Here is a 22,003-nt window from a genome sequence, read left to right as displayed (position 1 = left end):
AAATGCGAATCAAACAGTGGATTAAAGAGAATCGAGCTCGTGGAGCGCGATTGTTACAAATAATGGTGCGAGAAAATAGCACTCGGGGAAACGAAAGTAGTACACAAGCAATTATCATTGAAAAATGCAGACAGTTAGGCTTAACCCTTGATATTTGGGAAATCGGCGGTAATGAGTTGACATCCCACCCAGCTTATTGCTGTGATCGAAAGAGTTTCGAAGGAAATCCAAATCTGGTGGCAGTGTTAAAAGGGACTGGCGGCGGGAAGTCGATGATTTTAAATGGCCATATTGATGTGGTCCCAGTTGGGGATGAATCAAGTTGGAACCATGACCCGTTCAGTGGGACAATTGAGTGTGGCAAGCTGTATGGCAGAGGCGCGACAGATATGAAGGGCGGCAACGCAGCGTTATTAATGGCGATGGAGTCAATAATTGCGAATGGAATTAAACTGAAAGGTGATGTAATTTTTCAAAGTGTGATAGAAGAAGAAAGCGGCGGAGCTGGTACCCTTGCAGCTGTATTAAGAGGTTATCATGCGGATGGGGCCATAATTCCTGAACCGACCAATTTGAGAATATTCCCGAAACAACAAGGATCCATGTGGTTTAGAATATCTGTCAAAGGAAGGGCAGCACACGGGGGTACGAGGTACAAAGGAATCAGCGCGATTGAAAAAGCGCTCTTAGTCATTCAAAGATTACAACAATTAGAGAAAGATAGAAATGCAAGAATGACCGATCCACTCTTTGACAAAATCCCCATTCCAATACCCATTAATATCGGAAAGCTTTCAAGTGGCGAATGGCCTTCTTCGGTGCCTGACACCGCAGTGATCGAAGGCAGGATGGGCGTATCTCCGGAGGAAACGATTCAATCTGCACAGCTGGAGATGGAAAAGTGCTTGAGTGAATTAGGTAAACATGACGAGTGGCTCCTTGAGAATCCACTGAAATTAGAATGGTTTGGCGGAAGATGGCTGCCGGGAAGTCTCGAAAATGATCATCCTTTGATGGCAGAATTGACGAAGAGTTTTATAGAAGTTAAGGGGGATAGCCCGATCATCGAGGCAAGCCCATGGGGAACAGATGGCGGTATTCTTTCCACGATTGGTAATACTCCCGTTGTGGTATTCGGACCAGGAATAACAGAAACCGCGCACGATGCCAATGAGCACATTATCCTCGAAGATATGTTTATTGCTAGTGAGATTATCGCGTTAACCCTTTTAAAATGGTGTGAGGCAGCTGAATAAGGAGCAGATTTTTTCCTATTTTATTCCCATAAAATTGATATAATTGATATAGAAATGTCTGGCTTTTTTAGGGCCAGACATTTCTTCAGAATGCTGGAAAAATAATCGAAATGAGGTGAACTCGATGAATCAAACAGCATCCACTATTTTTCTAGAAGAGGACCATTATTTCCTTGAGATTTATCTTGATCCATTTAATAAACGTATCCGTGTAGATGATTACCGCGGCAATACAAAATTGTTGATAGAGAAGGTCGAAGAACTCGTTCTCAAATACAAAGCTGAAAAATTAATTGTTAAAGTCCGTCGTGAAGATTACTTCACTTTCTTGGAAAAAGGTCTTCAGCCAGAAGCCGTGGTAGACCGTTATTTTCTTGGCTCGGATGCCCATTTTTTCTCAAAGTTTTACACCCTGGACCGTAAAAAAAATGATCATTGGGTGATTGAGGATGGAATGATTCATAGTATTTATCAATTAGACTCCACCGTTCAAAAGGCATACCCTCCGAAAGATTATGAATTAAGAAAGGCTGATGATAGTTGCGCCGAGGAACTTGCAGCACTATACAGTCAGGTTTTTCAAATTTATCCAACTCCATTACATGATCCCGAATATATTAAAAAGACAATGAAGGAAGGAACGATTTATTACACTTTCTTCCATTTAGGAAAAATTGTTAGTGCAGCTTCTGCAGAGGTTAATTCTCTTTATAAAAACGCAGAATTAACGGATTGTGCTACATTGACGGAACATCGAAAATACGGGTTGATGAAAATTATTCTCCAGGAACTAGAAGGAGAATTACAGAAAAATGGAATTTATTGTGCTTATTCCATTGCAAGGTCATTATCCTTTGGGATGAATGCTGTCTTATTTCAGCTAGGCTATTCCTACCGGGGAAGGTTTATGAACAATTGTTATATCTATGATAAGTTGGAAAATATGAATATGTGGGTAAAAAATCTGGCAAACTGCTAAAATTTCGGCCTGCTGTGCCAATTTTTCGGCACCATAAAGTAGAAAATGAAGGGTGGTGAAGGTATGGTTTTATTAACCACTTTAACGCAAGAAGTTTTAACCGCGATTCTAAAATGTATCGATGAAGGGATTCATGTAGTTAATACAGAGGGGAAAACCATTTTTTACAATGAAGTTGCGGCCACTCACGATGGCATGGATGTGAAGGAGGTCCAGGGAAAGTATTTACTTGACGCATTTCCTTCTCTAACTGAAGATTCGAGTACCTTGCTAAAAGTAATTAAAACGGGAAAGCCCATTTATAATCAAACACAGGTCTATATGAACTTGCATGGGACAAGGATTGATACCATGAACACCACCTTGCCGATCTTTCTCGGAAATGAAATTATTGGTGCGGTTGAAATCGCGAAAGATTATTCGCGGATGAAACTGCTCGCGGAGCGACTATTAGATTTACAAAAAGGATTAAATAAAAGTAGTAGAAAGAAGGCGTTGAAACAAGTTACTTATACTTTAAATGATCTATTGACGGTAAATCCAGGGTTTCAAAGGATGAAAGATGGGGCAAAGAAACTGGCAAAATCAGATGCTCCTATTCTTGTCTATGGTGAGTCGGGTACAGGGAAAGAATTATTTGTGCAAGGCATGCATCATGAATCCCATCGGTCCAATGCCCCGTTTATTGCCCAAAACTGTGCTGCCATCCCTGAAACACTATTAGAAAGTATCCTTTTTGGCACAGCAAAAGGAAGTTATACCGGTGCCATAGATCGCAAAGGACTATTTGAACTAGCAGATGGTGGTACGTTATTCCTGGATGAACTACATACGATGCCGATCGAGATCCAGGCGAAGCTCTTACGGGTTTTAGAGGATGGGATGGTAAGGAGGGTCGGAAGTTCACAAAGTATTTTGGTGAATGTCCGTGTGATTGCCGCCATGAATGTATCCCCAAGTAAGGCCCTCCAAGAGCAAACACTAAGAGCTGACCTTTATTACCGCCTAAATGTCTTTACCTTTTCTCTTCCCCCTTTAAGGGAGCGAAAAGAAGATATTCTTTTTTTAACAGCCTATTTTATTAAAGAATTTAACCAAAAACTCCACAAAAATATTAATGGATATGAGAAGAAGCTAGGGCTCTTCCTGACGAATTATCACTGGCCAGGGAATGTACGGGAATTAAAACACACAATTGAATATATGATGAATGTTTGTGAAGCAGGAGAGCAGTTGCGTTATGAAGATTTACCGAGTTTATTAAAACATCTTACTGGCACAGCCACAAATGACAGCGGTGAACAAGAAAATCTATCATTAAGGAAAAATCTCGAAAGATTAGAGAGGGATTTGATCATGAACGCCCTTGAATTATCTGAAGGAAATATTAATCAGGCTGCAAAGCTCTTAGAGATTCCTAGACAAACCTTACAATATAAATTGAAAAAAATAATAGACTAAGCCGCCGATTTTTCGGCGTATTTTTTTTTGGCCAAAAACAACTAAAGTGAGTTCTAAGCCTTTTTATGACATTGGTATAAATCTTGCATATTATTTTAGTGAAGCAAGATGGGAGGAACTGACAATGAAACAATTTTTATATAAACCAAGCAGGCATTGGAAAGATATAGAGTTGTGGAAAGATGTGACCGAGGAGCAGTGGAACGATTGGCTTTGGCAGCTAACAAATACGATTCGAACGTTAGATGATTTGAAAAAGGTAATCAATTTAACGCCTGATGAAGAAGAAGGCGTAAGAATTTCAACGAAAACCATTCCCTTAAATATTACACCATATTATGCCTCCTTAATGAATCCAGACGATCCGCGCTGTCCAATCAGGATGCAATCAGTCCCGATTTCAAAGGAAATTTACAAAACCAAATATGATTTGGAAGACCCATTATATGAGGATGAAGATTCACCAGTCCCAGGATTAACACACCGTTATCCGGACCGGGTTCTTTTCTTGGTAACCAATCAATGTTCGATGTATTGCCGTTACTGTACAAGGAGACGTTTTTCAGGTCAAATTGGCATGGGTGTTCCTAAGAAGCAGCTGGATGCGGCCATTTCCTATATTAGAAAAACCCCGCAAGTTCGTGACGTTTTGATTTCAGGGGGGGATGGCCTGCTGATAAATGATAATATCTTGGAATACATCCTTAAAAACCTGCGAGAAATCGATCATATTGAAATAATCCGAATCGGAACACGAGCCCCTGTTGTGTTCCCACAGAGAATTACCGAAAACCTTTGTAATATTTTAAAGAAATATCATCCAATTTGGCTCAATACCCATTTTAATACTTCGATTGAAATTACAGAGGATTCTAAAAGAGCTTGTGAAATGCTGGCAAATGCCGGAGTTCCGGTTGGGAATCAGTCTGTTATCCTAGCAGGAATAAATGACAGTGTACCTATTATGAAGAAACTGATGCATGACCTTGTCAAAATCCGCGTCCGCCCGTATTACATTTATCAATGTGATTTATCAGAGGGGATAGGACATTTCCGTGCACCTGTCTCCAAAGGACTGGAGATTATTGAAGGTCTCCGCGGCCATACTTCTGGCTATGCAGTTCCAACTTTTGTTGTCGACGCACCTGGCGGCGGAGGTAAAATTGCCCTTCAGCCAAATTACCTAATCTCTCAAAGTCCGGAAAAGGTGATTCTCCGGAATTTTGAAGGGGTGATAACCTCCTACCCTGAACCGGAGAATTATGTCCCGGGAAGGGCGGAAGAATATTTTCAAGAGGTTTATCCGGATATGGAAGAGAAGCGTTCGCTTACAGGAATCGCAGGTATTATGAATGACCAGCATTTTAACCTTGTTCCTGAAGGGTTAACACGGCTAAATCGACGCAAAGATTATAACCAAGACCCTGCCCACACCACATTAAAGGATAAACGCAGCAAACGGGATGAATTAAAGGATAAGAAATTTAAGGCATTGACGCAGAAAGAAATGGAAGGTCAGAAACCAGCCAATAAAGGAAAATCACCTGAAACAATGAAGGATTAGGAGGGGTGTAAATGAAAATTGAATGTGAGTGGTGTAATAGCTCAAATGTGGTGAGGTTAACAGATTCTGTGTTTTGGGAATTACCTGATGGGACACGGGCAATTGAAATATCAGAAACCCCTACCCATTCCTGCCCTGACTGTAAGATGGTTTATCAAAGTGAACCAATTGTAAAAGAAATTGAAAATCAGTTGTATTTAATTGATTGTAAGCAGCTTGGAAAAGTGGTCAGCTTTGAAGAATTAATGGCGATTCCGAGATTACTAAAGAAAAATTATTTTGATTTTTCATCATAACGAAGCAGCTCCACTCGCTAATTACTTTTAAACTATTTCATTCCAAAACGCTGGACGCCTATCATTGAATCCGTTATAGTATTTCTAAGAAATCTGGATGAGAAAGGCGTTTCGAAATGATCAAATCCTTTTACCATTTTTTAATGAAATATAGGCATCCATCTCCAAAGGATGACATTAGTTTATTTGCGAATCATGCGTATTTAGATCATAGTTTTCCTAAAGTCTCGGAGGACTACGATGAAATCAGCTCTTATTTGGAGCTGAACGGTCATTATTTAGAATCCATGTCTGTTTTTGATGAGGCATGGCAGCAATATTTGTTAACTGAACGAAAAGAATAGGAAATTAGAATCGTCTCTTGATGGGGCGATTTTTTCATTTTACAAATGCCATGCGCTTTTATGTAAACGGTGCATATACTATTGTAATCAAAACTCACGACTTATTATTGAGAGGATGGGAGGAAATGGCAAATAGAAAAAAACCGAAGTTTAAGATCGGTGATACGGTCGTGATTACCATATATGGAACAGTTGGCAAGGTGACAGATGTAAAGTGGCTAGATGGGAAGTATGTATATGAAGTAAATAAAAGTGACGGATTATTCATTGAATCCGCCTTACAGTTACTTTCAGAATTTGAAGGCGTTGTGATGGAGAAAGAACAAATTGACATCGAATATAATTTTTTCTTCGGTGATCTAGTTCAAGTAAGCGGTTATGGCGCAGACTTGTTTAAAGTCGTAGGCTTCCGAACAGAAATTTGGCGCTATAAGGAAGATGCCTGGGAAGATGTCATTTATGAGTTATCACGGATTAGTGATGGTGAATGGCTTGAAGCAGGTGAAGAAGAATTAACACTTGTAGCCGATGCTGAAAATGCTGATACATTCATTCAAAAACTAGGTCTCCTATACTTAGTGAATAAGCAAGAAAAGGTAGTCGAAAATCCTAAAGTCCAGAACATGATCAGAAAAGCAGAATTTGAAGAAATTGAAAGAAAAAAAGAAAAGAAGGAACTAATTGACAATTTATTGGACATATTTAATGATTACCGAATTTTATATGAAATGTTTCAGGATCAGGAATATTATCAAGTCATGCGTGTCATTATCAGAAAATTAGAAAGTCTCGTCAGTAACGATGGCAAAAGCCATGTATAATTACCACTTTGAAATTTCAAAAAGTAAATAAACAACAAACGGGATACCTGCCCATTTAATGAGGGAAAACATTCCATCTAAAAACTTTTCCATTAATTGGAGAGTGAAACTATTCTCCCGATTCACATCATTAATCCATGCCTCTAATTTTAATTGTAAATTTGACATTCAAATCCACCCCTTGGAAAAATTCTTTTCATTCATCCTATGCTTGTCCAATCAAAAAAAGACATCATCCCCAGCTAAATTTTCCAAGTTTATTTTAGAAATTTGTTCACAACCAATGGATATTCCGTTTGCTCCTAAAGTATCTAGCATGAAAAAGCCAAGTACATCATACATTCTCTAAAAAGGGGGGCGATGCTATGAGAGAAATTGAAGTTTTTATTGATACCGAAGAGATTGCCGAATTTTTCTTTCATGAGCTTGTAAAAAGGGGATACGTTCCTAGCGAAGAAGAGCTAGAAGAAATTGCAGACATCACCTTCGAGTATCTAATTGAGAAGAGTATTATCGACGAAGAAGAAGATGATGAATAAAAAAGAGGAAAAGAAGTTTTCCTTTATTATAGATTAATACGAAAGACGAGCATTCAATGCTCGCTTTTTGTTGTGTGTAGAACTATCCGTGAGACTTATTTAAATAATATTTCCAGATCATGAAACCTTTACTTTATGGATACGTATAATTATTTACGAAGGTGAGGAGGGGAATGAGATGTTAAAAAAAATCCTTAAAATGATTTTTGGAAGCAAGTCACATCACAAGTATAGTTCCTCAAGTGATGCCTGGAAGAAAAGGAATCACTATAAGCACAACAACTTAGGACACCATTATTATAAAAAGAAATATAAAAGTAGTAGTTTTTTTAGCAGCTAAATGTAATCGGGTGTAATTTATGATGAAGAAAATCGCTTTACTCATATCAAATTTATTGGAAAAACCCTTTCCAAAAAATGAACTAATCGCTGAGCGATACCAGGTGATTACCCATCTTGGAGCAGGTGGTTATGGTCATAGTTATTTAGTGTATGATTTGGAAAGTGGGCAGAAAAAGGTTCTAAAAGCCTTACGTCTTCATAAAAGATTGATCCGATCTGGGCGAAGAAGTTTTGAATTAGAAAAAGAACTGTTAGATTCGATTGATCATCCAAGTTTTCCAAGGTATTTTGAGGGGGGGAACTATAAAAACATTCCCTTTTACACCATGGAATTTATTGCGGGCATGAATTTCGAGCAGCTCATTTTTTCAGAAGGAAGGAAAATTTCAGAAAAAGAAGCCTTTCAAATTGTCCATGAATTACTTACACCACTAGAATATTTGCACAACCTTAAAATAGTCCATCGTGACATTCGCATTCCCAATGTCATTACCGATGGTTCAAACGTAAGGCTGATCGATTTAGGGTTGGGTAGACATTTCCATCAGGAAAATGACGTAGTAAAAACGAAGGAAAATCATTTGCGTAAAGAAATAAATCTCCAAGCGGATTTCTATGGACTTGGACATTTCCTATTGTTTTTGCTGTATTCTAATTTTACTTTTTCAAAAAACATACATGAAAAAAGCTGGGAAGAGGAACTGAAAATCTCGAACCAAGCGAAACACATAATTAGAAGGCTCTTGCAAATCGAACCTGCATATGAGAACTGTGCTGAAATAAGAGCTGAAATAATAAATTTATACTTAATCTAGGAGGAAGAAAGATGTCTTTTTTTAACAAAGTATTTGCCAGTGTAGGAATTGGGTCTGCAGCTGTAGACACAAAGCTTGAAAAAGATACCTATATGCCAGGAGAGACAGTTAATGGTGTAGTTGAGATTAAAGGCGGCAAGGTGGAGCAGCAAGTGGATGAGATTTATCTAACCTTAAATACCACTTATTTAAGAGAATCGGATGACAAAAAATATACGGTTACAGCCGCAATTGACAAGTTTAGATTGACTACTCCTTTTGTTATTCGTCCGAATGAGAAAAAAGACATTCCTTTTTCATTTCAACTTCCGTTTGATACACCACTTTCCATTGGAAGATCAAAAGTTTGGGTAACAACAGGCCTTGATATTAAAGGCGGTGTTGACCCAAGTGATAAAGATTATCTCAAAGTTGTCCCCAATCCATTGATGTCTGCTGTGTTTACTGCCATTGATCAGTTAGGCTTTAGAATTCGTGAGGCAGATTGTGAAGAAGCACCGCGGAGATTACGTGGAAGGTTACCATTTGTTCAAGAATTTGAATTCGTCCCAACTTCAGGAGCATTTCGAGGCAAACTAGATGAATTAGAAGTTGTTTTCTTTCCGTCAGGGAATGGTAACCTCGATATTATGTTTCAAGTAGATAGGCGGGCAAGAGGATTATCAGGGTTGTTCTCGGAAGCTTTAGGGACAGATGAGACCAATGTGCGCCTCTCAGTATCAAATGCAGATATCCCATATTTACAACAAAAAATTCAAAGTTTAATTCAACGATATTCATAAAACCAATGGAAATAGGGCCAGTATGGTCCTATTTTTTTATAACGTTCCATCTTTATTCGATAATTTATCACAAGAATCATCCTGTCTGGATAAAAAAAGTGTTTTTCGACAAAAAAATGGGAGTTCTAGGGAGGAATCAAAAGGTGGCATCGCTAATTATTAGAATAGACATTAAATTCTAATAATTGGAGGATTATGATGATCAAAGTTTTAACAAAAAGAGCTAGAATGCAATATGATGTTACGATCTTTCAAACTCCAAGGTATCGTGAACATAAGGGGCATAAAGAGGTTTATCGAACGATGGTTCCAGCATCCAGCCGCAAAAAGTGCTTAGAGGAAACCTTCAGCCGCTTTAATGTTACCGATAGAATTCCTGCAAACTATAAGGGAAGATTTCTTTCCACTGGAGATATTGTATTAATTGATGAAGGCCGTGGCGGCCAGCATTATTATCAATTAAAACCTGGTGGATGGTTTCCTATAAACAGAATCGTTCTCCTATAACTCTAAAAAACCTAAGGTCAACTCCTTAGGTTTATTTTCTGCAGCTAAACGGTTGGTTCTCTTAATGTTTTCGTCCGCCTGTTGCATTGTGCTCTTTTGCATGTGCTTCGTGTTCAGCTACGATAGCCTCAGCAGGGATGTGGTTATTTTTCTTTGGTGAATTAATGCGGCTTCGATGTTTTTTACCCATGAATAATCTCCCTCCTATCTAAAAATAGCTTTCCACAAATTAAAAAATTCATGTCTATTTCATTGCAGAGTTTCTCATTGGAAAATGTTTATGATATATTGTCATTGATACAGTTTTAACCATTAAATACTGTGCGTAGTTCTTGATTGGAGGATTTTTAATGAGTGTACATATTGGTGCAAAAGAAAACGAAATAGCAGAGACAGTATTACTGCCGGGAGATCCGCTTCGGGCAAAATATATTGCAGAAACATTCTTAGAAGATGCGAAATGTTACAATGAAGTTCGGAATATGTTTGGTTTTACGGGGACCTATAAAGGGAAGCGAATTTCGGTTCAAGGGACTGGGATGGGCGTTCCATCTATTTCTATTTATATAAATGAACTAATGCAAAGCTATAATGTCCAAAATCTTATTCGAGTGGGAACATGTGGAGCTATTCAAAAAGATGTAAAGGTTCGTGATGTCATACTTGCGATGACAAGCTCTACAGATTCTAATATGAATCGACTTACCTTTGGTCATGTCGATTTTGCCCCTGCAGCAAACTTCGATTTACTTCGAAAGGCATATGATGCTGGGGTGGCAAAAGGGCTTAACTTGAAAGTAGGAAATATTTTTACAGCAGATTCGTTCTACAATGATAATGCAGAGTTGGAAAAGTGGGCTAAGTATCAAATTCTCGCGATTGAAATGGAGACAACAGCACTATATACATTAGCTGCTAAATTTGACCGCAAAGCACTATCCGTTCTAACTGTTAGTGATCACATCCTAACAGGGGAAGAAACCACATCTGAAGAAAGACAACTAACCTTTAACGATATGATTGAAGTAGCATTAGAAGCAGCTATAAAGGAATAATCTCCACAAGCCTCTTCCATATAGGATGAGGCTTTAAATTTATTTAGATAACAGGAACTCACCAATAAAATGGAGAATTAATAAAAACAAACTTCACTGTGATAAATATCATCGAAAGGCGTTTTAATTAGGCTTAAATTTAAAATAATATGATTTTGAAATTATTCCTTTGACGAAATATACACTCCGGGGGTATAGTATAAGTATTAGAGGTGATTAAAATGAAAGAGCAGCTCAAATTAGATATTACTGGAATGACATGTGCGGCCTGTTCGAGCAGAATAGAAAAGGTTCTAAATAAAATGGATGGTGTACAAGCAAATGTCAATTTGGCCATGGAGACAGCGGCTATTTCTTTTGATACTGAACAAGTTTCGAGTAATGATATTATTGCTAAAATAGAAAAACTTGGCTACGGTGCACGATTTGATGAAGCAGAACAAAAACAGCAATATAAAGAAGAGGAATTACAGGGGAAAAAACGAAAGTTTCTACTATCGGTTATTTTGTCCATTCCACTTTTATATACGATGCTTGCGCATATTCCATTGGATCTAGGATTGGTAATGCCACACCTTTTGATGAATCCATGGTTTCAATTGCTTTTGGCTACTCCTGTGCAATTTTATATTGGCGGTCAATTTTATGTAGGTGCTTTTAAAGCATTAAAAAATAAAAGTGCTAATATGGATGTCCTTGTTACCTTGGGAACTTCTGCAGCCTATTTTTACAGCCTTGCTGAAGGAGTGAAAACAATTGGAAACCAGGCCTATATGCCGCATCTTTATTTTGAAACTAGCGCCGTGCTGATTACTTTAATTCTTTTGGGAAAGTTATTTGAAACGATTGCAAAGGGGAAGACTACGCTTGCTATCTCTAAATTACTAAGTCTCCAAGCAAAGGAGGCTACAGTAATTAGAGATGGAAAGCAGTGGCAAATCCCTATAGACGAGGTGAAGGTTTCCGATCTTTTATTAGTGAAGCCAGGTGAAAAAATTCCCGTTGACGGTGAAGTAACTTTAGGTCAGTCATCTGTTGATGAGTCCATGATAACCGGTGAATCGATTCCGGTTGAAAAAGCTGTTGGTGATACAGTAATAGGTTCGACCATCAATAAAAATGGTACCTTGACAATAAAAGCAGTGAAAGTAGGTAAAGATACTGCACTTGCTGGAATAATTAAAATTGTCGAGGAAGCACAAGGCAGCAAAGCGCCAATTCAACGTGTCGCTGATACTATATCGGGATATTTTGTCCCCATTGTTGTAGCTATTTCGTTGATTACTTTTTTGATCTGGTATTTCCTTGTCCGCCCTGGTGAATTTTCTTCCGCCCTTGAAACAGCCATAGCTGTTCTCGTGATTGCATGTCCATGTGCACTCGGCCTGGCAACGCCGACATCAATAATGGTCGGGACAGGGAAAGGAGCAGAAATGGGTATTCTCTTTAAAGGCGGAGAACATTTAGAAACTGCTCACAAGATTAATGCAATCATTCTCGATAAAACAGGCACCATTACAAAAGGACAACCCATTGTCACTGATTTTATTGCATATCAGGAGGAGAAAAAGATTCTCCAATATCTTGTATCCGCTGAGAAGTCTTCTGAACATCCATTAGCAGAAGCAATAGTAAGATACGGGATGGAAAAAAGATCAAGTACTCTTCCTGTTAAACGGTTTAAGGCTGTACCAGGGTATGGAATTGAAGCGAAAATTGGTGATGATGAAATATTCGTTGGCACCCGAAAGTTAATGAATCTGAAAAATATTGCCAGCCAAGCGGGAGAAAAAGATTTGTCTCGTTTAGAAAACGAAGGAAAAACAGCTATGTTTATTGCTATAAATTCAACTATGGTCGGTGTGGTTGCAGTAGCTGATACAGTGAAAGAAACGGCTAAAATAGCCGTGCAGCAATTACTGCATTTAGGGATTGATGTGTTTATGTTAACAGGTGATAATGAGCGGACCGCCAAGGCAATTGCACATCAAGTTGGAATCGCAAATGTCATTGCAGAAGTACTGCCAGAGGAAAAGGCTAATCATGTGAAAGAATTACAGTCAAAAGGTCTTAAAGTGGCGATGGTCGGTGATGGCATTAATGATGCCCCAGCTCTTGCAGTTGCTGATATCGGAATAGCAATTGGTACTGGGACAGATGTGGCCATTGAAGCAGCAGATATCACGATTCTTGGCGGTGAATTAACCTTAATTCCAAAAGCGATGGCTTTAAGTAAAAAAACAATGCAAAATATTCGTCAAAATCTGTTCTGGGCTCTTGTATACAATACAGGGGGAATACCGATAGCAGCTTTAGGATTGTTAGCCCCATGGGTTGCTGGTGCAGCCATGGCATTTAGTTCAGTTTCAGTAGTTTCTAATTCCCTTCGATTGAAGAGAATGAATATATAAAAATAAGTGAGGTAATCGTTATGGAGAAAACAACATTACAAGTTACAGGAATGACTTGCGGACATTGTGAAAAGGCTGTCAAAACAGCACTTCTAGGTGTTGAAGGGGTAAGCAAGGTAAATGTTTCACTAAAGGATGGAAAGGTTGAGGTAGATCATGATTCAAGTAAAGCCCCAGTCACAAAGCTAAAAGAAGCCGTCGAAGACCAAGGCTATGATGTAGAATAGATACGAACGGCACCTACTATTTGGTAGGTGCCGTTTATTGTGAATATCGGATTCCTGCGAATATTATTAATTTCATTAACTTTTCTTTGTTAATTTTCTGTAAAAGATGTTATTCTAATCACTAAGAGTTAATTTTTATGGTGAATGAAAGTGGTGAAGGCTTTGGAAGATGAGAAAATTGGACAAGAAAAAGTGGAAAATACCAATATCGAACAAGAGCAGACAAACGAAAACAAGACAGGATACATACGATTAAAGAAATTTCATTTTATCATGCTATTGTTTATGGTAGTGTTCCTTTCTGCGGGGATTACAACATTTGCACTTGCGTTTGGGGATGAAAAGGTAGTCACTGTAGGAACGGAACGACCAGAATTTAATAAACTTTATGAAGCATTTGATACATTAAAGACTGGTTATTACAAAGAAATCGATCAAAAAAAGGCTATTAATGGAGCAATCAACGGAATGGTGGAGTCACTCGATGATCCCTATTCTGATTATATGAGCAATGAAGAGGCTGAAAGCTTTCATGGCAGTATTTCTTCTTCGTTTGAAGGTATAGGGGCCGAAATTCAGGAAAAAGACGGGCATATTGTTATTGTATCTCCAATTAAAGGCTCTCCAGCGGAAAAAGCTGGTTTAAAACCTAATGATATGATTATGTCCGTGAATGGAAAAAGCCTCCAAGGCATGAATTCAACTCAAGCAGTAACCTTGATTCGTGGCAAAAAAGGTACGAAGGTAGTGTTATCCATTCAACGGCCTGGAACAGATACACCAATGACAGTCCCAATTATTAGAGATGAGATTCCGATTGAAACGGTTTATGGTGAAATGGCTGGCGATGGTATTGCAAAGGTTCAAATTACCAGTTTTTCAAGTAATACGGCAAAGGAACTTGTAGAAAAGCTCAATGAATTGAATGGTAAAGGAATGAAGGGACTCGTATTAGACTTACGTCAAAACCCAGGAGGTCTTTTAGACCAAGCCATCTCGATTTCCAGTATGTTCGTTCCAAAAGGAAAACTTATTTTAAAAGTAGAAGATCGTAATGGAAAGATCAAAGAGTATCCGTCGCAAAATGAAGGGAATCCAAATCTTCCTTTAGTTGTCTTGATTGATAAAGGCAGTGCTAGTGCATCAGAAATCCTTGCCGGAGCTGTAAAAGAATCAGCAGGTGTAAAACTAGTTGGAGAAAAGTCTTTTGGGAAGGGAACTGTGCAAACGGCTTCCGACTTTAAGGATGGTTCAAATCTTAAATTTACAACCGCAAAATGGTTAACACCTAACGGTAATTGGATCCATAAAAAGGGGATTAATCCTGATGTGGCAGTTGCCTTGCCTGATTATGCAACCTTAACAATCATAAATCCGGATAAAGAATTAAAACAATCTAGTTCGGGAACAGAAGTACAGACTGCACAGAAAATGTTAAAAGCAGTTGGATATAACCCTGGCCGGACAGACGGGTTCTTTGATAAAAAGACAAAAGTTGCCGTCACTGCTTTCCAAAAGGCTCAAAAGCTACCGGCTAATGGAATTCTAAAAGGCGATTCTACCTTAAAATTAATGGAATTATTAAGAGACAAAATTAAAAATAATGATACACAAATGCAAGAGGCGATAAAAGTATTAAAGGGAACGATGAAATAAACAATAGCGACCCGACTTCCCTAGAAGTTGGGTCCATTTTTTTAAGTAACCATCAATGAATGGAAGGGTTTTGACAATGAAAAAAGCTGAGGTTTATATTTTATCCGGTTTTTTAGGGAGCGGGAAAACCAGCCTTCTCAAACAATTATTAGAGGATGAACAGCGAACAGGAAGAAAAACGGCTGTCATGATGAATGAATTAGGCAAGGTCTCCATTGATTCTGATATAGTCGATGAGGAAGATGTTACATTAAAAGAACTCCTGGGCGGTTGTATTTGCTGTTCCATTCAGGATAAGCTTGAAGCCCAATTACAAGGTCTATTGGTAGAGGAAGAACCAGAAGTAATCTATATCGAAACAACCGGAGCTGCACACCCTGTGGAGGTTTTAGATGCGATTCTTTCTCCCTTATTTGCAGATAAATTAATCATAAAGGGGATTATCACCACCGTTGATGGGACAAGGTGGTTAGTTCGAAAATTATTAAGTCCACAACTTCAGCAATTGATTCTAGAGCAGGTGAGACATGCGGACTATATTCTTGTTAACAAGTTGAATGAATTAACAGAGAGTGAGCAAGCAAAGATCACTTTTGAAATTCAGTCGATAAATCCAAATGCAAGATGCCTTCTGACTAATTTTTCTCAGGTTTCTAGCGACCAGTTGCGAAAACTTTCCGTGTCAGTTGATAAGGTAACACAACCTGTCCATCTTAATTTAACGACCTTTGTTTACCAATTTGAATCAGCAATCAGCCAAACAGAATTTGAGGATTTTTTGAAAAAGCTGCCGGATACGATTTACCGTATTAAAGGCTATCTTAAGTTTGATTTTTCAAAGCTCCCTTTTTTATTTCAATTTTCTTACGGCATGCCCTTATATATGAAACAGGATATGAATATGCCATTAAACCTTGTCTTTATCGGTGAAAATAATGATTGGAACGGAATTAAAACACAATTAGAAAATCTTGAGAAATGACAAAAATACCGGGATTGAATGAATGATTATTTCCTCTTCAGGTAACTCTTTTAATGTGGCAAAGTTTATTAATTTAAAGGAGGATGCGATGAAGAGGGTAGTTATTTTTTTTGTTTTTATTCATATCCTCCTAAATGGTCAAGAGGTTAAAGCTGCATCAAACATTAGTTATAAAATTGAGATGTTGAATTGGAAGGAAGTTGATCAAATTCTTCCTAAATACACAAAATTTACTGTTTTGGATGTAGAAACGGGTAAAAAGTTTAAAGTGCAAAGACGGGCGGGGAGCCACCATGCGGACGTACAACCCTTAACTTCCAAGGATACGAAGATCATGAAAAAAATATACGGGGGCAAATGGAGCTGGAAACGCAGGGCCATTATTGTTATTCATAAGGACCAGTGGATTGCAGGTTCCATGCATGGGATGCCCCATGGCGCAGGTGCACTTCAGAATAACTTTCCAGGACACTTTTGTATTCATTTCTATGGCAGTACCACACATCGTACGAACTCAATGGACTTATCGCATATGCTTATGGTATTGAAAGCTTCAGGAAAATTAAATCAGTATTTAGGTTCTGCGAATCCATATGAAGTCATAAATGCCTATGTAGCCGGATTTAAGCAGCAGGACAGCCAAATTACATCGCTAGCCTCACTACAAAAAATTAATTGGCGACCCATTTTAGAAGATGTTGAAAATATTAGACTTTCTCGAATCGAACTATTGCCAGCAGAGGATTTAACAGAAGAAATCAGTTTGGACGTACCAGTGGAAATTGACTGGTATATTAAAAATAGAGGAAGACAAACTTTTAGGGGAGACATTCACCTAATTAGATTTTCACCGCTTGACGCATGGAAAGTGGATTCAAAGGATTTTCTTAAGGAAAATAAATTTAAATAAAAAACAAAAACATCCTCAAATTGGACACACCAATTAGGGATGTTTTTGTTTGATGATAATGCTATAATGGCTGTTCTCCAAATTTGATAAATGTTCGTTCATCTTCTATTAACCCACAAGCACCGCATTGTATTCGATAGTCTGGGCCATTGTAAGGGAGATGAAAGGGCTCTAAATCGTTTTCGGCATACTCTTTGATAACTTCCCCTGATTGTGGGTCAAGTTTAACAGAATGAGATACTTGTTGGATCACATTAAAACGGCTTCGATTGGTCTTGCAATTTGGACATTTATAAGGTGTCGACATATTAGGATTCTCCTTTCTCGGTCTTGTTAAAAGTTATTTTTTGCAATGTAGTAAGTAAATATGTAACAATGCAAGGGAAGACAAAAAGGGGGGATTGTTTTTGCCTATTGAAAAGGTATCCTTTGATTATTTATTAGAACAATATCGGCTGATTTGGAATCATCGGTTACTTGAAACGATGGGGCAAAGCAGTAAGGAGACATTGCTAGAAGCAATAAAAAAAGAGCTTCTCGATGAAAATTCACATCCGAGAGTAAGAAAGAACAAATTTGAGAAATATTTTTCTGCCATTAATAGAGTGAGTAATTCAACAGTTTCACCAGAAGCTAAGGTACAGTTAATAAAAATTCATAATAAAGTGATGGAAGAAATAAGATAGGAGAGAGAGACCTTGAAAAAGTTTTTCGTTTTATTGGTGATTGTTCTTTGTTTAAGTATCGTTGTTTCCTGTAATAAAAAAGAACAAGAGGATAATCTGCCGCAAATGGTTGATGTAGACTTGTCGATCAAACCCAATCCAGGTGAACTGGGCAAGCCGGTCACATTTGAAGCGAAAGTTACCCAGGGAAAAGATCAGGTGGAGGATGCAGAAGTTATCTTTGAGATTTGGCGAGCAAAGAATGACAACCATGAAAAAGTAGAAATAAAACATTCTAAAAATGGAATCTATCGCCTTGAAAAATCTTTCAACCAAGAGGGGACGTATTATATCATCTCTCATGTGACTGCAAGAGATATGCACAACATGCCTAAAAAGGAATTTGTTGTCGGGACCCCAAGTGAACCTGAGGATGCTAATGCAAAGAATTCAATGGAAAACATGGATATGGATATGGATAATATGAAGGAATCAAATAATGGTAAATAAAGGATGGACAGCAGATTTGCTGTCCAATAAATTGAATACTTTTGCTTGGTTAAATTTCTGTAACGTCTATTTGTGAAAACTGCAAATCAATATTTTTAGGGATTTTAACTTCAAGTACGCCATCCTTGAAGGTAGCAGATGCCCCTTTCTTTTTTACAATAGCTGGTAGGGTTATCGTGTGTTTATCTTCATGACGAGGAATATGCTCCACAATGAGTTGATTGGATGTGTGATAAATTCGAAGCTGCTTAATCCAATCTTCATGTTTTATTGAAATTCTAACGTATACATAATTATGAGTCTCAAATGCAGCTGCATTTAATCCGTCACTATTAGATAAAGGTGAGGATCCTGATGATTGGAATCCCTGGAACATCTCTGCTGGATTTATTCCCGCTTTCATATTTCCAGGCATGATTTTCCCTAATACATCCTGAACATAATTATTAATTTCTTCCGGTTTCATTTTTGCCATCTTTTCCTTTATATTTTTATCAAAAGGGAATATATTCCACGGGAACAATGATCTCATCCTTTCCGTGTTACTTAGATATTTGTATCATATGCTAACACTTGCCCATGCGTTATAAAAACCTAAGTCAATATGAATGTACAAAAAATGTGACTAAACATGTCTAGTTAACAAATAGTTAAGAGAGATACTAAACATAGAGAGGTAATGATTTGTGAATAAGAAAACAGCTCTGATTACGGGGGGAGCAACTGGTATTGGCAAAAAAACTGCTTTATATTTAGCGGAAAATGGTTATCAGTTAGCCATAAACTATCGTAATAGTGAAACAGAAGCAATTTCTTTAGCAAACCAATTGACTGAATGTTTTGGAACCAAAAACATTACTGTTCAAGGAGATGTGGCAATCGAGAAGGATTGTATCCGAATTGTTAATGAAACACTTGCTGTCTACAAGACTGTGGACGTTTTAGTACATAATGCAGGTCCATACATCCAAGAACGAAAAAAGCTCGCAGACTATTCCTTCGAAGAATGGAATTATGTAGTCCAAGGGAATTTAAGCTCTGTTTTTTATTTGTCTAAACTAGTTATCCCTTCCATGCGTAACCAAAAATGGGGGAGAATTATTACATTCGGGTATGATCGCGTAGAAACTTCACCAGGTTGGATATATCGGTCAGCCTTTGCTGCAGCAAAGACAGGTTTGGCCTCCCTAACAAGAACTATAGCGATAGAGGAAGCGGAATATGGAATTACAGCAAATATGGTTTGTCCAGGGGATATCATTAACCAATGGAAAGAAAGTAATATACATGATGCAAAGGAAATGGAAGGAAATGCACCGATTGGCAGGTATGGAACAGGCGAAGATATAGCCAGAGTCATTGCATTCTTGGTTGAAGAAAATTCAGATTTTATTACAGGGAGTATCATTCCTATTACTGGGGGAATGGATGTATTAGGGAAGATACATAAGAATTAGTATAATTTTTTGAACTATTTGATTATCTGAATGAAAACTCCTCCTTTTGTGGATAATAGATAATAATCATCTATGAAAGGAGCAAAGAATATGAGTTTTAATATGAACAGAATAAATCCTAATCAAACTCAGGTATTTTTTCATGATGGCCGCTTTGAAACATTAACAAATGAGGAATTAGACGAATTTTTGCTCCAAATGGGTCTTAATGACGTGAATGAAGCGATTGAACAAAACGTAACAGAATAATAATTAATAAAATTCTAAACAAAAAGCAATCGGACAAAGCCGATTGCTTTTTTACGCTTCCAACAATTGTGAATCGTCTGATTGGACAGCGCCATTCCGCATAAGATAGAAAGTGTACTGATCCTTAGGTATTTCATACAAATCATATACATCACCATTAGCATTCAATTGTTCATATATAGATTTTCTCGTTTCGTTTGCTTTTATTACATAAGGTAGTTTTTCAGCTGCTTTGATTGAGCGAATATTAACCTTCCGTATTCTCATAAAGACGGTTTCGATTCCTAATTCATAAAATAGTTCCTGAAAAAAGGCATCTTTCGCCGGACTATTATAACCTTTGCCGTGGTAAGGCTTGCCAAGCCATGTTCCTAAAAATCCGGCATTTTCCTCAATATCAAAAAGGTTAATGGTACCAATCGGTACACCCCATTCATCAAGAATGGTTCGTGATATTAATTCACCACGGTCTTCGGCCTCAATGGTTTGTTTTGTCATAAATAAGAATTCTTCATAGGTATCAGCTTTTTGGCGCACAAATGGGAAGACATCAGGATGCGTCATTAATTCGTACAGTGTGTGGCTGTCATGAAGATCACGTTTTTTAAGCATGAATAACCCTCCATTAGGGCATTCCGATCCCATGTCAAAAGAAACGGTCCGGTCCACCCTCGAAATTTTTTATAAAGTTACTAAAAAATTTCGGGGTGGGAATCGAACCCACTAGAACCAGTAATACTGGTGGCGCACCATTTGCCTTCCCTATATCATTTTTTTGTTAAAAAGAATATGTTCGTAAACCTCCAAAGATTTTAGGTTTTAAACGGCTTCACTAAAAGTATGATACAAGAAAAAAGCTAAAAAATAAATAGGTTTTTTGTGGATTTTTCGATAATATTTTTTACCAATTTTCAGCAATAATCTACGCTTCTTGATAGACCATTTCGCCGCCAATAATCGTCCATTTCGGCTTAGCCAAGTATTGGAAAGGATGATGGCTCCAAAGCACTAAATCGGCTTCCTTTCCCTCCTCGATACTTCCAACTTGACTGTCTATTCTTAAGTTCTTGGCCGGCAGAATTGTAATTCCTTCAAGTGCTTTCTGCTCTGGTAAACCTTCTCTGACAGCAAGGCTCGCACAAATATTTAAGTATTGGATGGGTGTATACGGATGATCCGTGGTAATAGAAACTTCAACACCATGATTCGTCAGTTCTTGATACGTTTTCCAGGTTTTATTCTTCAATTCGACTTTGGATCTTCGTGTTAAGGTTGGACCAACGGAAACTTTTAAATTCACCCCTGAAAGTTCACTTGCAATAAGATGGCCTTCAGTACAATGCTCTATTCTCAAGTCAAGATTAAATTCTTCTGCGAAGCGAAGAGCAGAAATAATATCATCAGCACGATGTGCGTGGATTCTAACGGGAATTTCTCTTTTGAGGGCCATAATAATCGGTGCGACTCTAGGCGAGTCTGGATTATCCGCGTGGATTGCTTGGTAAAAAGCCTCCCTAAGCATCCCCATAATTCCCATGCGCGTAATGGAATCACTGTTGCCATTGCTATGAATTCTTTTTGGATTTTCTCCTAAGGCAATTTTTAATCCTGCAATCTCTTGGAAAATCATTTTTTTGATATTCTTACCTGTAGTTTTGATTACAGATGTTGTTCCTCCTATAACATTTGCACTGCCAGGCATGACATGAGCTGTGGTGATCCCGCTTTTAACTGCATCAGAGAATGCCGGGTCCAAAGGATATACCCCGTCGATAGCTCGGATATGTGGAGTAAGAGCTTCAGCTGTTTCATTGGCATCGTTTCCCGCCCAGCCGGTTCCTTCATCATAGAGACCTAAATGGGTATGGACATCAATAAAGCCTGGAAAAAGAAATTGGTTCCCACAATCAATGATTTTTACATTTAAATCTGTTGTAAGATTTTTCCCAACTTTAAGGATCTTCCCTGCATCAATTAGGACATCTCCATGGGGAATCGGCTTTGATGTAATAGGATATACCGTTGCATTTTTTAAAAGAATTTTTGTCATAATAAAACCTTTCTTCACATTGATAATAGTTATTTTATAAATTTTAACAATTTAGGTGCCTAGGGATTAGTTTCAATCAGAAAAAATTTTTTAAACAAAGTCGTATCATTTTGTAAAAGAATCAA

The 22,003-nt window shown here is 37.9% G+C and carries 27 protein-coding genes; 21 read left to right on the top strand and 6 right to left on the bottom strand.

Annotated features, from left to right (window positions below; translation table 11 throughout):
* Window positions 1–2: 2 nt before the first annotated feature.
* The 7 genes from AC4QJR_RS19005 to yodN all read left to right on the top strand — a co-directional run bounded on the left by AC4QJR_RS19005 (window position 3) and on the right by yodN (window position 6,721).
* On the top strand, window positions 3–1,256 hold the full coding sequence (locus AC4QJR_RS19005) for a peptidase (RefSeq protein ID WP_251457596.1): 1,254 nt from the start codon (window positions 3–5) through the stop codon (window positions 1,254–1,256).
* Window positions 1,257–1,380: 124 nt separating this feature from the next.
* Window positions 1,381–2,235 carry a putative beta-lysine N-acetyltransferase gene (gene ablB, locus AC4QJR_RS19000; RefSeq protein ID WP_496523873.1) on the top strand — a complete coding sequence of 285 codons (855 nt, stop codon included), beginning with the start codon at window positions 1,381–1,383 and terminating at the stop codon, window positions 2,233–2,235.
* Between the two features lie 63 nt (window positions 2,236–2,298).
* Entirely contained in the window at window positions 2,299–3,696 is a 1,398-nt protein-coding gene (locus AC4QJR_RS18995) for a sigma-54 interaction domain-containing protein (protein WP_496523872.1), read from the top strand.
* A 124-nt stretch (window positions 3,697–3,820) separates the two neighbouring features.
* The gene (kamA, locus tag AC4QJR_RS18990; protein ID WP_496523871.1) at window positions 3,821–5,260 is read left to right on the top strand and encodes a lysine 2,3-aminomutase; all 1,440 of its coding nucleotides are present in this window, start codon (window positions 3,821–3,823) and stop codon (window positions 5,258–5,260) included.
* A gap of 11 nt (window positions 5,261–5,271) precedes the next feature.
* Complete coding sequence (locus tag AC4QJR_RS18985) at window positions 5,272–5,556, top strand: YokU family protein (protein ID WP_098571978.1); 285 nt, start codon at window positions 5,272–5,274, stop codon at window positions 5,554–5,556.
* Between the two features lie 119 nt (window positions 5,557–5,675).
* Window positions 5,676–5,900: a YozE family protein gene (locus AC4QJR_RS18980; protein ID WP_496526711.1), complete on the top strand. Its 225-nt coding sequence runs from the start codon at window positions 5,676–5,678 to the stop codon at window positions 5,898–5,900.
* Between the two features lie 125 nt (window positions 5,901–6,025).
* Window positions 6,026–6,721: a germination protein YodN gene (gene yodN / locus AC4QJR_RS18975; RefSeq protein WP_098571982.1), complete on the top strand. Its 696-nt coding sequence runs from the start codon at window positions 6,026–6,028 to the stop codon at window positions 6,719–6,721.
* Here yodN and AC4QJR_RS18970 read toward each other — a convergent pair whose 3' ends face one another.
* Window positions 6,722–6,889 carry a hypothetical protein gene (locus AC4QJR_RS18970; protein WP_180229994.1) on the bottom strand — a complete coding sequence of 56 codons (168 nt, stop codon included), beginning with the start codon at window positions 6,887–6,889 and terminating at the stop codon, window positions 6,722–6,724. It lies immediately after the preceding gene.
* A 197-nt stretch (window positions 6,890–7,086) separates the two neighbouring features.
* Between AC4QJR_RS18970 and AC4QJR_RS18965 the strand changes: the two genes are divergently transcribed.
* The 4 genes from AC4QJR_RS18965 (at window position 7,087) to AC4QJR_RS18950 (ending at window position 9,706) form a co-directional block, all read left to right on the top strand.
* Window positions 7,087–7,260: a YozD family protein gene (locus tag AC4QJR_RS18965; protein WP_098571979.1), complete on the top strand. Its 174-nt coding sequence runs from the start codon at window positions 7,087–7,089 to the stop codon at window positions 7,258–7,260.
* A gap of 359 nt (window positions 7,261–7,619) precedes the next feature.
* The gene (locus AC4QJR_RS18960) at window positions 7,620–8,417 is read left to right on the top strand and encodes a serine/threonine-protein kinase (RefSeq protein ID WP_496523870.1); all 798 of its coding nucleotides are present in this window, start codon (window positions 7,620–7,622) and stop codon (window positions 8,415–8,417) included.
* 11 nt (window positions 8,418–8,428) lie between these two features.
* On the top strand, window positions 8,429–9,199 hold the full coding sequence (locus AC4QJR_RS18955; protein ID WP_098575031.1) for a sporulation protein: 771 nt from the start codon (window positions 8,429–8,431) through the stop codon (window positions 9,197–9,199).
* Between the two features lie 195 nt (window positions 9,200–9,394).
* Window positions 9,395–9,706, top strand: coding sequence for a YodL domain-containing protein (locus tag AC4QJR_RS18950; RefSeq protein WP_180230155.1), 312 nt, complete (start codon window positions 9,395–9,397; stop codon window positions 9,704–9,706).
* A gap of 61 nt (window positions 9,707–9,767) precedes the next feature.
* Here AC4QJR_RS18950 and yoyE read toward each other — a convergent pair whose 3' ends face one another.
* Complete coding sequence (yoyE, locus tag AC4QJR_RS18945) at window positions 9,768–9,896, bottom strand: protein YoyE (RefSeq protein ID WP_098575029.1); 129 nt, start codon at window positions 9,894–9,896, stop codon at window positions 9,768–9,770.
* Between the two features lie 160 nt (window positions 9,897–10,056).
* Between yoyE and deoD the strand changes: the two genes are divergently transcribed.
* The 6 genes from deoD to AC4QJR_RS18915 all read left to right on the top strand — a co-directional run bounded on the left by deoD (window position 10,057) and on the right by AC4QJR_RS18915 (window position 16,947).
* Window positions 10,057–10,761, top strand: a complete 705-nt coding sequence (gene deoD / locus AC4QJR_RS18940) for a purine-nucleoside phosphorylase (RefSeq protein WP_251456801.1) — start codon at window positions 10,057–10,059, stop codon at window positions 10,759–10,761.
* A gap of 221 nt (window positions 10,762–10,982) precedes the next feature.
* A complete protein-coding gene (locus AC4QJR_RS18935) occupies window positions 10,983–13,172 on the top strand; it encodes a heavy metal translocating P-type ATPase (protein WP_496523869.1) in 2,190 nt (729 codons plus the stop codon).
* Between the two features lie 20 nt (window positions 13,173–13,192).
* The gene (gene copZ, locus AC4QJR_RS18930) at window positions 13,193–13,399 is read left to right on the top strand and encodes a copper chaperone CopZ (protein ID WP_098575027.1); all 207 of its coding nucleotides are present in this window, start codon (window positions 13,193–13,195) and stop codon (window positions 13,397–13,399) included.
* Between the two features lie 192 nt (window positions 13,400–13,591).
* Window positions 13,592–15,055: a lmo1851 family serine protease gene (locus tag AC4QJR_RS18925; RefSeq protein ID WP_496526710.1), complete on the top strand. Its 1,464-nt coding sequence runs from the start codon at window positions 13,592–13,594 to the stop codon at window positions 15,053–15,055.
* A gap of 76 nt (window positions 15,056–15,131) precedes the next feature.
* Window positions 15,132–16,037, top strand: coding sequence for a CobW family GTP-binding protein (locus AC4QJR_RS18920; protein ID WP_496523868.1), 906 nt, complete (start codon window positions 15,132–15,134; stop codon window positions 16,035–16,037).
* A gap of 88 nt (window positions 16,038–16,125) precedes the next feature.
* Complete coding sequence (locus tag AC4QJR_RS18915) at window positions 16,126–16,947, top strand: hypothetical protein (RefSeq protein ID WP_496523867.1); 822 nt, start codon at window positions 16,126–16,128, stop codon at window positions 16,945–16,947.
* Window positions 16,948–17,008: 61 nt separating this feature from the next.
* On the opposite strand, the gene AC4QJR_RS18910 is transcribed toward AC4QJR_RS18915, so the two are convergent.
* Entirely contained in the window at window positions 17,009–17,254 is a 246-nt protein-coding gene (locus AC4QJR_RS18910) for a DNA alkylation repair protein (RefSeq protein WP_098575023.1), read from the bottom strand.
* A gap of 100 nt (window positions 17,255–17,354) precedes the next feature.
* On the opposite strand from AC4QJR_RS18910, the gene yoyC reads away from it, so the two are divergent.
* On the top strand, window positions 17,355–17,633 hold the full coding sequence (gene yoyC, locus AC4QJR_RS18905) for a protein YoyC (RefSeq protein WP_496523866.1): 279 nt from the start codon (window positions 17,355–17,357) through the stop codon (window positions 17,631–17,633).
* 12 nt (window positions 17,634–17,645) lie between these two features.
* Window positions 17,646–18,122, top strand: a complete 477-nt coding sequence (locus AC4QJR_RS18900) for a FixH family protein (protein ID WP_496523865.1) — start codon at window positions 17,646–17,648, stop codon at window positions 18,120–18,122.
* A gap of 49 nt (window positions 18,123–18,171) precedes the next feature.
* On the opposite strand, the gene AC4QJR_RS18895 is transcribed toward AC4QJR_RS18900, so the two are convergent.
* Window positions 18,172–18,588 (bottom strand): Hsp20/alpha crystallin family protein, encoded by a 417-nt coding sequence (locus AC4QJR_RS18895; RefSeq protein WP_496523864.1) that lies wholly within the window; start codon window positions 18,586–18,588, stop codon window positions 18,172–18,174.
* 220 nt (window positions 18,589–18,808) lie between these two features.
* Between AC4QJR_RS18895 and AC4QJR_RS18890 the strand changes: the two genes are divergently transcribed.
* Both AC4QJR_RS18890 and AC4QJR_RS18885 read left to right on the top strand, forming a co-directional pair.
* Window positions 18,809–19,579, top strand: a complete 771-nt coding sequence (locus AC4QJR_RS18890) for an SDR family oxidoreductase (RefSeq protein WP_098575019.1) — start codon at window positions 18,809–18,811, stop codon at window positions 19,577–19,579.
* 90 nt (window positions 19,580–19,669) lie between these two features.
* Window positions 19,670–19,828, top strand: a complete 159-nt coding sequence (locus AC4QJR_RS18885; protein WP_180230154.1) for a hypothetical protein — start codon at window positions 19,670–19,672, stop codon at window positions 19,826–19,828.
* A 51-nt stretch (window positions 19,829–19,879) separates the two neighbouring features.
* Here AC4QJR_RS18885 and AC4QJR_RS18880 read toward each other — a convergent pair whose 3' ends face one another.
* Both AC4QJR_RS18880 and AC4QJR_RS18875 read right to left on the bottom strand, forming a co-directional pair.
* On the bottom strand, window positions 19,880–20,440 hold the full coding sequence (locus AC4QJR_RS18880) for a GNAT family N-acetyltransferase (protein WP_098575018.1): 561 nt from the start codon (window positions 20,438–20,440) through the stop codon (window positions 19,880–19,882).
* Window positions 20,441–20,750: 310 nt separating this feature from the next.
* Window positions 20,751–21,878: an amidohydrolase gene (locus AC4QJR_RS18875; protein WP_496523863.1), complete on the bottom strand. Its 1,128-nt coding sequence runs from the start codon at window positions 21,876–21,878 to the stop codon at window positions 20,751–20,753.
* Window positions 21,879–22,003: the final 125 nt, after the last annotated feature.

This window comes from Neobacillus sp. BP17, assembly GCF_059579525.1.
Note: the sequence above shows the minus strand (reverse complement) of the source record. Positions and strands in the feature narration are given on the sequence as shown.